The 13483-nt window shown below is 44.8% G+C and carries 13 protein-coding genes and 1 other annotated feature; all 13 genes read right to left on the reverse strand.

The features are described 5' to 3' along the window. Window positions 1–82: 82 nt before the first annotated feature. Complete coding sequence (gene trpA, locus CST_RS09420) at window positions 83–868, reverse strand: tryptophan synthase subunit alpha (RefSeq protein ID WP_015359665.1); 786 nt, start codon at window positions 866–868, stop codon at window positions 83–85. Next, complete coding sequence (gene trpB, locus CST_RS09425) at window positions 861–2045, reverse strand: tryptophan synthase subunit beta (protein WP_015359666.1); 1185 nt, start codon at window positions 2043–2045, stop codon at window positions 861–863. The genes trpA and trpB overlap by 8 nt, the downstream gene beginning before the upstream one ends. A gap of 61 nt (window positions 2046–2106) precedes the next feature. Next, window positions 2107–2721 carry a phosphoribosylanthranilate isomerase gene (locus tag CST_RS09430; protein WP_015359667.1) on the reverse strand — a complete coding sequence of 205 codons (615 nt, stop codon included), beginning with the start codon at window positions 2719–2721 and terminating at the stop codon, window positions 2107–2109. Further along, window positions 2718–3542, reverse strand: coding sequence for an indole-3-glycerol phosphate synthase TrpC (trpC, locus tag CST_RS09435; RefSeq protein ID WP_015359668.1), 825 nt, complete (start codon window positions 3540–3542; stop codon window positions 2718–2720). Before trpC ends, CST_RS09430 begins: the two co-directional genes overlap by 4 nt. Before the next feature lie 14 nt (window positions 3543–3556). Further along, window positions 3557–4567: an anthranilate phosphoribosyltransferase gene (trpD, locus tag CST_RS09440; protein ID WP_015359669.1), complete on the reverse strand. Its 1011-nt coding sequence runs from the start codon at window positions 4565–4567 to the stop codon at window positions 3557–3559. After that, window positions 4560–5144, reverse strand: coding sequence for an anthranilate synthase component II (locus tag CST_RS09445; RefSeq protein WP_015359670.1), 585 nt, complete (start codon window positions 5142–5144; stop codon window positions 4560–4562). Before CST_RS09445 ends, trpD begins: the two co-directional genes overlap by 8 nt. A gap of 3 nt (window positions 5145–5147) precedes the next feature. Further along, a complete protein-coding gene (gene trpE, locus CST_RS09450; RefSeq protein WP_015359671.1) occupies window positions 5148–6602 on the reverse strand; it encodes an anthranilate synthase component I in 1455 nt (484 codons plus the stop codon). Window positions 6603–6689: 87 nt separating this feature from the next. Beyond that, window positions 6690–6936, reverse strand: a binding site (T-box leader). A 195-nt stretch (window positions 6937–7131) separates the two neighbouring features. After that, window positions 7132–9771 (reverse strand): pyruvate, phosphate dikinase, encoded by a 2640-nt coding sequence (gene ppdK, locus CST_RS09455; RefSeq protein ID WP_015359673.1) that lies wholly within the window; start codon window positions 9769–9771, stop codon window positions 7132–7134. Window positions 9772–10055: 284 nt separating this feature from the next. Further along, entirely contained in the window at window positions 10056–11447 is a 1392-nt protein-coding gene (locus CST_RS09460; RefSeq protein ID WP_015359674.1) for a glycine--tRNA ligase, read from the reverse strand. Window positions 11448–11481: 34 nt separating this feature from the next. After that, window positions 11482–11697 carry a DNA-directed RNA polymerase subunit omega gene (rpoZ, locus tag CST_RS09465; RefSeq protein ID WP_015485083.1) on the reverse strand — a complete coding sequence of 72 codons (216 nt, stop codon included), beginning with the start codon at window positions 11695–11697 and terminating at the stop codon, window positions 11482–11484. Between the two features lie 19 nt (window positions 11698–11716). Then, window positions 11717–12289, reverse strand: a complete 573-nt coding sequence (gmk, locus tag CST_RS09470; RefSeq protein WP_015359675.1) for a guanylate kinase — start codon at window positions 12287–12289, stop codon at window positions 11717–11719. Further along, on the reverse strand, window positions 12286–12570 hold the full coding sequence (remA, locus tag CST_RS09475) for an extracellular matrix/biofilm regulator RemA (protein ID WP_015359676.1): 285 nt from the start codon (window positions 12568–12570) through the stop codon (window positions 12286–12288). Before remA ends, gmk begins: the two co-directional genes overlap by 4 nt. Before the next feature lie 34 nt (window positions 12571–12604). Beyond that, window positions 12605–13483 carry a YicC/YloC family endoribonuclease gene (locus CST_RS09480; protein ID WP_015359677.1) on the reverse strand — a complete coding sequence of 293 codons (879 nt, stop codon included), beginning with the start codon at window positions 13481–13483 and terminating at the stop codon, window positions 12605–12607.

Here is a 13483-nt window from a genome sequence, read left to right on the forward strand (position 1 = left end):
TCCCTGTCAATACACCAAATTTGGGAACAATTCATTATATCCTATTTTTAAAATAATTGCAAGGGTGAGCGCCGGTAAAACATCATAATCCCTCACAGTTTTTCACCGCATTTTTCATCATGCGTACATATTCCACGACATATGGTATGCAATCCGGGCCGTATTTCTCTATAATTTTAACTATGGCACTTCCGACAATTACACCATCTGCAAAAGCCGCCAGTCTCGCCGCCTGTTCGGGGGTTGAAACACCAAACCCCACGGCACATGGAATATCTGTAACACTTCTTACAATCTCCACCATTTTGTTTACTTCATCGCCGATATGTTCCCTGACCCCGGTTACCCCCATTGAAGACACACAGTAAAGAAACCCTTCTGCTTCCTTTGCTATCATTCTTATACGGCTTCCGGACGTGGGAGCAATCATTGAAATAAAAGTTATTCCATATTCTGAGCAGAAAGGCGTCAGCTCCCCTTTTTCCTCATACGGGAGATCGGGGACTATAATTCCGTCCACTCCGGCCTCCTTGCAATTTTTAAAAAATTTTTCAGTTCCATAGGCAAATACCGGATTCACGTATGTCATTAAAATAAGCGGTACCGGACATTTACTGCGAATGCGCCCTACCATGTCGAATATTTTATCCACCGTTACACCTCCGGCCAAAGCGCGCATGCTGGCATTCTGGATAACCTCTCCTTCCGCAACGGGGTCGGAAAACGGAATTCCCAGCTCAATCAGGTCCGCGCCCGCTTCGGCCATTTTAATGACCAGCTGCTCTGTCACTTCCAGCGAGGGATCCCCTGAAGTAATGAACGGAATAAAAGCTTTTCGGTTTAAAAAAGCGCCGGATATTTTATTCATCGATTTCAACCCCCCTGTATCTCGCTATCGCCGCCACATCCTTGTCTCCCCTGCCGGAAAGGCCTATAACCATAATCTTGTCCCTGCCTAACTTCGGTGCAAGCTTTATTGCATAAGCAACAGCATGGGCACTTTCAATCGCCGGTATAATTCCCTCGGTGCGGGACAGGTATTCAAACGCCTCTACCGCCTCATCATCGGTCACCGCCACATATTCCGCCCTGCCGGTATCGTGCAGCCATGCATGCTCAGGTCCCACGCCCGGATAATCCAGCCCCGCGGATATGGAATATACGGGAGCGATTTGACCATATTCATCCTGGCAGAAATAAGATTTCATTCCGTGAAAAATTCCCACTTTTCCGGTGTTCAGCGTAGCGGCGTGCTTTTTGGTGTGAAGCCCGCGCCCTGCCGCCTCACAGCCGATAAGGCGGACATTCGGTTCATCAATGAAATCGTAAAACAAACCTATTGCATTACTTCCTCCCCCGACGCATGCAATAAGGACATCGGGCAGTCTTCCCTCGGCTTCAAGGATTTGTTTTCTGACCTCGCAGCCTATAATTTTCTGAAAATCACGGACAATCGTGGGAAAGGGATGCGGCCCCATTACAGAGCCGAGTACGTAATGGGTGTCATGCACCCTTCTGCTCCATTCTTTCAAAGTCTCATTCACCGCGTCCTTCAGAGTTTGGGTGCCTGTTGTGACCACATTGACTTTCGCTCCCAGCAGCTTCATGCGGTAAACATTCAGCGCCTGCCGCTCTGTATCTTCCTTTCCCATGAAAATTTCGCATTCCATTCCCATCAGCGCGGCAGCAGTGGCAGTGGCAACCCCGTGCTGGCCCGCCCCGGTCTCGGCTATAACCCGGGTTTTTCCCATATATTTTGCAAGAAGAACCTGTCCCAGCACGTTATTTATTTTATGGGAGCCCGTATGGTTCAAATCTTCGCGCTTAAGATAGATTTTTGCACCTCCCAGGTTTTCGGTCATTTTTTTCGCGAAATAAAGGGGAGACGGTCTTCCGGCATAATTTATCATGAGATAATCCAGTTCCTTTCTGAACTGAGGATCGTCTTTGAACCTGTTGTACGCCTCTTCAAGTTCAATAACCGCATTCATCAGGGTTTCCGGAATATACTGCCCGCCGTAAATGCCAAATCTTCCTTTTGCCACTGTTCACCCTCCTTTTCAGCATCGGCAAATTCCCGCAATCATCCATGCCTTTACCGGCCTTTCATCCGCATCCTCTTACAGCAGCCACAATATCGATTATTTTTTTCGGATCCTTGAATCCTCCGGTTTCAACTCCGCTGCTTACATCAATACAGTAAGGGTTTAACGTTTTTATCGCGTGCACGGCATTTTCCGGATTAATGCCGCCCGCAAGGAAAAATGGCCTGTTTACCGAAGGAATCAGTGACCAGTCAAATGTTTTTCCTGTGCCGCCGTAAATTTTTTCGGAGTAAGCGTCAAACAACAAAAAGTCGCACGGGACGCCGGCAGCCCTTTCTATATCCGCCCGGGTCCTGACCCTGACGGCTTTTATTATTTTATTTGGTACAAATTCTTTAAGTTTCAATATATAGTCTTCATTTTCATCACCGTGGAGTTGTACCATATCGATAACCTGCTTATGGCACAGCCTTATGATTTTGTCCATTTTCTCATTGACAAACACTCCGACGGCTTTTATGCGGGGATCCAAACGCCTTTTCAATTCTGCGGCCCTGCGTTCGTCAATCTGTCTTCGGCTTTTTGCAAACACAAAACCAATATAGTCAGGAAGGATTCTGTTCACCGCATCAATATCCTGTTCCCGCGTAAGTCCGCATATTTTCACTTTTGTCATTTTAACTCCTCCGGTATCTGTTTGGTTTCCCCTTTCAGGTATGCAAGCATGGCTTTTTTGTCCCTGCTCCTCATAAGCGTTTCCCCAATCAGAACCGCATCAACCTTTGCCTGCTCAAGCATCAATATGTCATCGCGTGTTTTAATCCCGCTTTCGGCTACAAATATGACGTTTTCAGGAACAAACTTCCTTAAATCAATACATTTCCGGATATCCACTTCAAAGGTTCTTAAATCCCTGTTGTTTACGCCAATCACCCTTGCGCCCGCTTCAAGTGCCGACCTTATTTCTTCCTCGGTATGGGCTTCCACCAAAGCCGAAATGCCAAGTATATCGCATATTTCTATGTATTTTTTAATTGTCCGGGTATCAAGCAGGGCACAGATTAACAATACCGCATCTGCACCTATTAATTTTGCCTCGTAAATCTGATACTCATCAACAATAAAGTCCTTGCGCAGTACGGGAATGTTTATGCGTGCACTTATTTCTTTAAGATAGTCATCACTTCCCATGAAATATTCAGGTTCCGTAAGAACCGATACGGCATCGGCTCCGGCCTTTTCATAATTCTCCGCGATTTCAAGGTATGGAAAAGAAGAATCTAAAATTCCCTTCGACGGTGAAGCTTTTTTTAACTCGCAAATAAATGAGATTCCTTCTTTTTTCAAACTTTTCTCAAAGGCGAAATCTTCCCGCCTGTAAAACTTTTTATTCCCATCTGTGTTTAAAACCCTTGATTTCAGTTCATCCGGCGATACTCTTTTTTTTGCGGTTTCAACGCGCATTTCGGCTGATTTTACCAGCTTTTCAAGAAACATTCCGCTCACCCTTTTCAGTCCTCATTTGACAGTCTGATAAACCTTTCAAGCTGCTCCATTGCCCTGCCGCTGTCGATTGTATCGGCTGCAAGTCTCACACATTCCCTTAATGTCATATTATTGTAAAACATATAAAGGCAAACGGCCGAGTTCAGAAGCACAATATCCCTTTTCGGGCCTTTTTCGCCGCCGAGTATCTTCCTTGCAATTTCCGCGTTTTCTTCGGGCCCTCCACCCGTCAGGTCCCCGGGTTTGCAATATTCAAAGCCAAACTGGCGCGGATCAAGGAAAAAACTGTTAAGATGTCCGTTGTTAACCTCGCAGACTGTGGAAGACGTGGTCAGGGTTACCTCATCCAGGCCGTCGTGCCCGTGCACAACCATGGCCTTTTTCACGCCGAGGTTTGACAGCACCCTGGCAAGAGGCTCAACCAGATTTTCATCATAAACTCCCAGTAACTGATAAGCTGCATTGGCCGGACTTGCGAGCGGCCCGAGAATATTGAAAATTGTGCGCACGCCCAGCTCTTTTCTTACAGGCGCGGCGTATTTCATTGACGAATGATAATATGGGGCAAACATGAAACAAATTCCGATTTCTTTGAGAATTCTCTCGCTTTTTTCAACCGGTATATCAATTTTCACTCCCAGCGCTTCGAGTACGTCAGCGCTTCCGCATTTGCTTGAGACACTCCTGTTGCCGTGCTTTGCCACGGGCACTCCGGCGGCGGATATGACAATTGACGAAACGGTGGATATGTTGAAAGTATACGCCCTGTCTCCGCCGGTACCGACAATATCCAGAACGTCGCCGTCATGTTTCAGCTTTGTTCCGTATTTTCTCATAATCGCAGCACATGCGGTAATCTCGTCTATTGTTTCACCCTTCATGCGCATAGCGGTAATAAACGACGCTATCTGGGCATTGGTGGCAGTTCCGCTCATTATTTCGTCCATCACGGCTTTCGTCATTTCAAAGGGCAGGTTTTCGCCTTCAAGCAGTTTTTGTATTGCTTCCTTAATCATAAAGCTCACCGCCAATCCTGAGAAAATTATCCATTATTACATTTCCGTTCGGTGTAAGGATGGATTCGGGATGAAACTGAAGCCCGTATATTTCGTAATCCCTGTGTTTTACCCCCATAACCTCACCGCTCTCATCCTCTGCGATTACCAGAAGTTCATCGGGAAGCGAATCCCGCTGCACCGCCAGGGAATGATACCTTGCAGCCCGGATAACCGGCGGAAGTCCATAGAATATTTTGTTTCCGTTGGCTATATGTATGGTGCTCTGCTTTCCGTGCATAAGCTTTTTCGCATACACAACTGACGCTCCGAAAGCCTCACAAATCGCCTGGTGACCAAGGCATATGCCGAGAATCGGGACCTTCCCCTTCATCTCCATTATCAGTTCTTCACAAATTCCTGCTTTTTTCGGATGTCCCGGCCCCGGGGATATAATAATGTGGGTGGGAGACATTTCCTTCACATCCTCAACGCTCACTTCATCGTTTCGAACCACACGGATATCAGGATTAACAGTTCCGGCAAGCTGAACAAGGTTATAGGTAAAACTGTCGTAATTGTCGATAAGCAGGATCATTTTTCATTCCACCTCGCCTGCTTTTAAAATTGCTTCTGTTACCGCTTTTGCCTTGTTTTCGGTTTCGATATATTCCCGTTCGGGAATGCTGTCGGCGACAATTCCCGCTCCGGCCTGAACATACACTCTGTTGTTTTTCTTAACGGCCATACGTATGGCTATGCATATATCCATATTCCCCGTAAAGTCTATGTAACCTATTGCTCCGCCGTATATACCTCTTGGTTCTTTCTCCAGCTCCTCAATAATTTCACAGGCGCGAATTTTAGGAGCCCCGGACAGTGTCCCCGCCGGCAGAAGCGCCGCGACCGCGTCAAAAGCGTCCTTCCCGTCTTTTATGCAGCTTTCAACCTCGGATGTAATATGCATAATTTGGGAATAGCGTTGAATCATTTTATAATTTGTTACTTGTACCGTGGAATATTTTGATATTTTCCCTAAATCGTTCCTTGCAAGGTCCACCAGCATGTTGTGTTCCGCCAGCTCTTTTTCGTCCTCAAGAAGCTCTTTTTCCAGCGCCTTGTCTTCCTCGTCGTTTTTTCCCCGCGGCCTGGAACCGGCGATCGGAAGGGTGGTGAGCCTGCCGTTCTTAAGCCTTACCAATGTTTCGGGTGAAGTGCTGATAAGCTGTACATCGTCCTTCTGCAAAAATACCATATACGGTGACGGATTGGTTGTTCTGAGTACACGGTAAGCATTTAGCAGGCTGCCTTCATATTCGGTCTCAAAACGCCTTGAGAGCACCACCTGAAATATATCCCCGTTTTTTATATATTCCTTTGCCTTTTCCACCATATTGCAGTATTCTTCCATCGTCATATTGCTTTTAAAAAGCGGTTTGTTTTCTGTCACTTTTTTTGACTGAGGAATATGCCGGTTAATCAGATCAGTTATCTCTTCAATATCAGCCAGGGCTTTTCTGTAGTTTTCCTCCACATTATCGGTGTTCATATGCACAATTATGCTTATTTTTTGTTTCAGGTGATCATAAGCAATGACCTTGTCAAACAGCATCAGATCAAAATCATTGAATTCACTGCTTCTCAATTTCAACACGGGTTCGATATATCCTATCATGCCGTATGAAAAATAACCCACAAATCCGCCTGTAAAGGGAGGCATTTCGTCAATTTTAGGGGCTCTGTATTTTGCGAGGTATTTTCTCAATACGTCAAAGGGGTTTTCGGAATGAAATGCCGTCTTTTCTCCGCTGTCAAAAGTAATTTCCCCGTCTTTACAGCTTACACTTGCGACCGGATTGAAACATATAAACGAGTATCTGCCCCATTTTTCTCCCCCTTCAACGCTTTCAAGGAGACAGTACCTTGTGCTTATCCGTGAAATTTTCTGCAAAAGCGCAATAGGAGTTGTGATGTCGGCATAAATTTCCCTGCATACCGGAACTATGCTGTAATTCTTCGCCAGTTCGACAATTTCTTCGTAATCCAGAAACGTCACCGTTAACCACCCCTTGGTTTTAAAAATGAGTTTATGCTTTTCCCCGGAATATTCCAGGCTATATAATAAAAAAAGCTTTTATCCCGATAATGGGACAAAAGCCTTAGCTTCTGCGGTGCCACCCAAATTGGCGCATTACTGCACCCACTCGTTCCTGCATACCAACATATGCACCCCGCTGATAACGGGTAGGGCCCCCGTAAGCGCCTACTCTCTTTCGATTTCGGGCTTCCCTCACAAGTCCATTCAGAATAAGCTTGCAGCCGTACTCTCACCACCGACGGCTCTCTGTGTGCAAGTGATTATTCCTACTTCTCTTGTTCAACGGTTTCTCCGATATTAAACTGTGTTTTTTTACAGTTAAAATTGTGATCCTTATTTTACCACAAACTATTTTCTTTGTCAATTATAAAAATAAAGATCTCCGTCATCGGATAACGCTTCTTTTTTCAGTGTCCGGCGAATAAAAATAATGAACAAAAAAGGTACTGTCCATAATATGACAGTACCTTTTTGTATTGAAATGTTTTTAAGCTTTCTTATTTCTTGGATTTCTCACCTGTGCCTGAGCGGCCGCAAGCCTTGCGATAGGTACTCTGTACGGTGAACATGAAACATAGTCCAGACCAACGTTATGACAGAATTCGATTGAAGACGGATCACCGCCGTGCTCACCGCAAATACCCATCTTGATATTGGCTCTGGTTTTGCGTCCCTTTTCCGCCGCAATTCTGATCAATTCCCCGACACCGGTCTGGTCGAGTTTTGCAAAGGGATCAAACTCGTAAATTTTCTTGCTGTAATATTCTTCAAGAAACTTGCCTGCGTCGTCCCTGCTGAAACCAAAAGTCATCTGGGTCAAATCGTTGGTTCCGAAAGAGAAGAATTCGGCTTCCTTGGCGATTTCATCCGCAGTTATTGCTGCACGGGGCACCTCAATCATTGTACCTACCCGGTACTCAAGTTCCACACCCGTTTCCTTGATAATCGCCTCGGCTGTCTTTACAACCACGTCTTTCACATATTTCAGCTCTTTCACGTCGCCTACGAGAGGAATCATAATTTCAGGAACCACATTCAGACCTTCTTTTTTGACATTTATTGCAGCCTCAATAACCGCTCTTGTCTGCATTTCAGCAATTTCAGGATAGCTGACGGCAAGACGGCATCCTCTGTGACCCAGCATCGGGTTAAATTCATGTAATTCGGTTATTATTGCTTTTAACTCTTCTGCCGTAATTCCCATTTCAGCAGCTATGGCCTGAATGTCCTCCTCTTCCTTGGGCAGGAACTCATGCAGCGGTGGATCGAGGAAACGGATTGTAACCGGATATCCTTTCATAACTCTGAACAGTTCCTCAAAGTCAGATCTCTGCATCGGCAGCAGTTTTTCAAGAGCCTTTCTCCTCTGTTCTTCAGTGCGGGCTACAATCATTTCCCTCATCGCGCCTATCCTGTCACTGTCGAAGAACATATGCTCGGTACGGCACAGCCCGATACCTTCAGCCCCAAATTTCAAAGCCTGCTGTGCATCCCTCGGGGTGTCGGCATTTGTTCTGACTTTCAGTACGCGGACTTCATCTGCCCATTTCATCAGTGTTCCAAAATATCCTGTCATTTCGGGTGCCACCGTAGGCAGTTTTTCACCATAAACATTACCGGTGGAACCGTCAAGGGAAATCCAGTCTCCCTTATTGTATCTCCTGCCGTTTTTGTCTATGAAATATCCCTCTTCTTCGTTTATTATAATTTCACCGCATCCTACAACGCAGCATTTGCCCATACCTCTTGCAACAACAGCGGCATGGGAGGTCATTCCGCCACGTCCGGTCAAAATACCCTGTGATACATGCATTCCTTCAATGTCTTCAGGTGATGTCTCAAGGCGTACAAGTATGATCAGCTTTTCGCCTGCATTATAGGCCTGGGCTGCTTCCTCCGCCGAGAAATAAATCTTTCCTGTTGCTGCCCCCGGTGATGCGGCAAGACCTTTAGCTATCGGCTTTGCGGCTTTTAAAGCTTTGGGATCAAACTGCGGATGCAAAAGCGTATCCAGCTGTTTCGGATCCACTCTCAGCAGAGCCTCTTCCTTGGTAATCATGCCTTCATTCACAAGATCAACGGCAATCTTCAGCGCCGCCTGAGCGGTTCTCTTTCCGTTTCTTGTCTGAAGCATAAAAAGTTTGCCATGCTCTATTGTAAACTCCATATCCTGCATGTCACGGTAATGCTTTTCGAGCTTCTCTGCAATTTCAACAAACTGGTTGTATACATCAGGATTTATTTCCTTCAGCACATCAATGGGCTGCGGCGTTCTGATACCGGCAACAACGTCCTCTCCCTGGGCATTCATCAGAAATTCTCCGTAAAGCTTCTTCTCACCGGTGGACGGGTCTCTTGTAAATGCAACGCCTGTTCCCGAGTCATTGCCCATATTGCCAAATACCATTTCCTGTACGTTTACCGCGGTTCCCCAGTCAGAAGGTATATCGTTGAGACGTCTGTAAACAACAGCTCTCGGATTTTCCCATGAACGGAAAACTGCCTTGACAGCTTCTATTAACTGAACTTTTGGATCCTGCGGGAACGGTACGCCCATTTCTTTCAAATACAATTCCTTATACCGTTCTGAAAGTGTCTTCATGTCACCGGCATCCAGTTCGGTATCGGCTGAAACACCTTTTTTCTCCTTAATTTCATCCATTAATTTTTCAAACTTCATCCTGTCAATTCCCATAACGACGTCTGAAAACATCATGATAAAACGCCGGTAACTGTCATATGCGAAGCGTGGGTTTTGGGTAAGCTTTGCCAGCCCTTCAACCACTTCATCGTTAAGACCGAGGTTCAGAATGGTGTCCATCATTCCCGGCATGGATACACGAGCGCCCGAACGCACCGAAACCAGCAGCGGGTTCTCTGGATCTCCGAATTTCTTGCCCACTATTTCCTCCAGTTTGGAAAGGGTTGCAAATATCTCATCTTCTATTTCCTTTGCAATAACCTTCCCGTCGTTGTAGAAACGCGTACATGCTTCGGTTGTAACCGTAAACCCTCTGGGTACCGGAAGCCCGAGGCCCGTCATTTCGGCAAGGTTAGCTCCCTTACCGCCGAGCAGGTTTCTCATTGAGGCATTACCCTCACTGAACAAATATACATATTTAGCCATAAATTCTTCCCTCCTAAGTCTCTATACCTTTTATGACTTTTTAATTCCATATGAAAATATTTCATCTTTAATTGTTGTTGTATTCTAACCAGTATATACAAATTTCGGAATTTTTTATTAAAATAATAGCATAGGCAGCACCAGTGTAAACTTATAAACATAAAAGCAAATTATGCTACACCGATCCTTTTTTCCCGTACATGCTATTTTATGGTTCAAAAATTCAGCACAGAAAAAATTAAAGTGATATATAAGGCAGAATAATTCTGCCCCGAATATATCACTTAAGTCAAGTCAAACTTATCAGAGAAATAATCCTTCAGTTCTGCAACAGGTATCCTCACCTGTTTCATTGAATCCCTTTCCCGTATGGTTACCTGCTTATCTTCAACTGAATCAAAATCAAAAGTAACACAATAGGGTGTCCCTATTTCGTCCTGGCGGCGGTAACGCTTCCCTATGCTTCCGGTATCATCATATTCGCAGTTATAATATTTAATCAGTTCTTTATATATCTCAAAAGCATATTCGCCAAGCTTCTTGGAAAGAGGCAGTACCGCAATTTTTACCGGCGCCAGCGCAGGATGGAAGCGCAGTACGGTGCGTACGTCACCGTCTTCGAGTTCCTCTTCGTCGTAAGCGTCACACAAAAACGCCAGCACAACCCTGTCCACTCCAACCGAAGGCTCTATGCAGTAGGGGACATATTTTTCATTTGTAGTCGGATCAAAATAGCTCAGGTCTTCCTTTGAATGCTCCATATGCTGTTTCAGGTCATAATCGGTTCTGTTGGCTATTCCCCAAAGTTCACCCCAGCCGAACGGAAATTTATACTCAATATCCGTGGTGGCCTTACTGTAGTGGCTGAGTTCCTCCTTCGAATGATCCCTCATCCGGATATTTTCCTCACGCAAATTCAGTGAAAGCAGCCAATTACGGCAGAATTCCTTCCAGTATTCAAACCATTCCATATCTTTTCCCGGCTCACAGAAAAATTCCAGTTCCATCTGCTCAAATTCCCTTGTGCGGAAGGTAAAATTGCCCGGAGTTACTTCATTTCTGAAAGACTTGCCGATCTGGCCGATACCAAACGGAAGTTTTCTCCTTGTGGCTCTTTGGACATTTTTGAAGTTTACAAATATTCCCTGGGCCGTTTCAGGACGTAAATATATTTCATCCTTGGAATCTTCGGTAACGCCCATGTAGGTTTTAAACATAAGATTAAAATTCTTTACAGGCGTAAAATCTTTTTTTCCGCAGTTCGGGCATCTTATGTCATGTTCTTCAATATACCTGGTGAGTTCTTCGTTACTCATGCCGTCAACTTTCATATCAATGCTGTGAGCCCTGTTCCATTCCTCAATTAGTTTGTCTGCTCGATGCCTCGCCTTGCAGTGGCGGCAGTCGGTCTTAGGATCCGAAAACTTTTCCACATGGCCTGAAGCCACCCATACTCTCGGATTCATCAGTATTGCGGTATCCAATCCCACATTATACGGATTCTCCTGGATAAACTTTTTCCACCAAAGTCTTTTCACATTATTCTTCAGCTCTACTCCAAGAGGACCGTAATCCCATGTGTTGGCCAAACCGTCATAAATCTCCGACCCCTGAAAAATGAAACCCCTGTTTTTCGATAATGCCACTATTTTTTCCATGGTTTTCTCTACAGCCATATATTTTCCTCCTAAAAAATGTATATCTTAAATACTATTGCGTGCTGCCTGAGCGTTTTATTTTTCTGTATCTGATTTTCCCTTCGTTTATTTCATTTATCGCAGTAACAACATCCTTCGTAGAAGTTTTGGATGTCAAGGGCTGAGTCCCCTGGTTCAGCATACGGGCTCTTTTCGCGGTTACATTAACCAGAATATATCTGTTGTCTATTTTTTTCAAAAGATCCGATAACGGTGGGTTTATCATCATTATCACTCCTTTTTTGCTTTTATATTTTAGTCCGTTTGCGTTCTTTTTCAATAATGTCAAGCAATTGCCTGGCGGATTCTTCAACCGATATATTATTAATCACATAATCATACTTGTCCAGTCGTTTCATTTCCTCCACAGCCCTCTTCATACGCTTCTCTATAACATCGGGCGGTTCGGTTCCGCGTTTTTCCAGACGCCTTCTCAGTTCCTCAAGCGACGGCGGCGTTATAAACACCGTAATACAGTCCGGATACATTTTTTTGACATTATTCGCACCCTCGACCTCTATCTCAAGGAGTACCACATTGCCTTTACTCAGTTCCTGTTCTACGTACGCTTTCGGTGTACCGTAATAATTACCGCAATATTCAACCCATTCCAGCAACTCGCCGTTTCTGATCATTTCCTCGAAACGCTCACGGGTAACAAAAAAATAATTCTGTCCGTCTTTTTCCCCCGGTCTTGGAAGACGTGAGGTTACCGACACAGAAAAAACAATGTCTCCATTCTTCTCCCGTGCGCGGGATACAACCGTACCTTTTCCAACCCCCGCAGGTCCTGACACAACTACCAAAAGACCGGGATTCATTCGTTAACCTCCTGCTCTTCTTCACCTATAACCACCGCATCATTTACCTTGCCTCCAAGCCTGTGGGCTACGGTTTCGGGCTGAACGGCGGAAAGAATAATATGATCGCTGTCAGTCACTATTACCGCTCGAGTTCTTCTGCCATAGGTTGCATCGATTAACATGCCACGATCTCTTGCTTCCTGAATAATCCTCTTAATCGGCGCCGACTCAGGGCTTACTATCGCAATAATCCTGTTCGCAGCTACAATGTTTCCGAAACCTACATTTATCAGCTTCATGTCTACTCCTCCATATTAAGAGATAATTTATAGTTCATTCAACATTTTGTATTTGCTCTCTCAGCTTTTCTATTTCACTCTTTAACTCAATGACGCTTTTTGTAATATCCAAATCACTGGACTTGGCACCTATCGTGTTTACTTCCCTGTTCATTTCCTGCAGTAGGAAATCCAGTTTTCTTCCTACCGGTCCGTCCATAGACAAAATATCCAGGAACTGATCCAAATGACTTCTTAAACGAACCAATTCTTCATTAATGCTGCATTTGTCCGCAAAAATGGCCACTTCCATTGCAAGTCTTGATTCGTCCACGACATCGCTGTCCAAAAGTTCCTTAATCCTTGCTGAAAGCCTTTCCTTGTACTCAGCAATCACCAGTGGTTCACGTTCTTTTATCTTCAAACGGTAATTTTCTATGTTATTACACATTTCAACAAGGCTTTCCTTCAGTTTTTCACCTTCGGCTTCGCGCATTGCGACCAAAAGGTTCAGGGCCTCATTAACCGCCTGCTCAAGGATGGCCCAAACCCGTTCGGAATTTTCTTCCTTCTTTTCTATTCTGAGTATTTCAGGAAATCTCGCCAGGACCGATGTCGTAATGTCATCCTTCAGCTGAAGCTCTTCGGACAGCTGAGTCATTGCATTATAGTATTCAACTGCGAGGTTTTTATCGAGTATTACTTTTTTAACACCTTCTCCAAGGTTTTCCCAGTTCAGAAACACATCCACTTTACCTCTGTGAATGCGGCTCATGATCAGTGAGCGAATTTTGTCTTCAAAACAGCTTAGCTGTTTCGGCATTCGTATATATATATCACAGTATCTGTGGTTAACCGTTTTTATTTCAACATCCATACTGACATTTTCGTCCTGGTATTTATAATAACCATATCCGGTCATGCTCCTAATCAT

The organism is Thermoclostridium stercorarium subsp. stercorarium DSM 8532 (genome assembly GCF_000331995.1).
GTDB lineage: Bacteria > Bacillota > Clostridia > DSM-8532 > DSM-8532 > Thermoclostridium > Thermoclostridium stercorarium.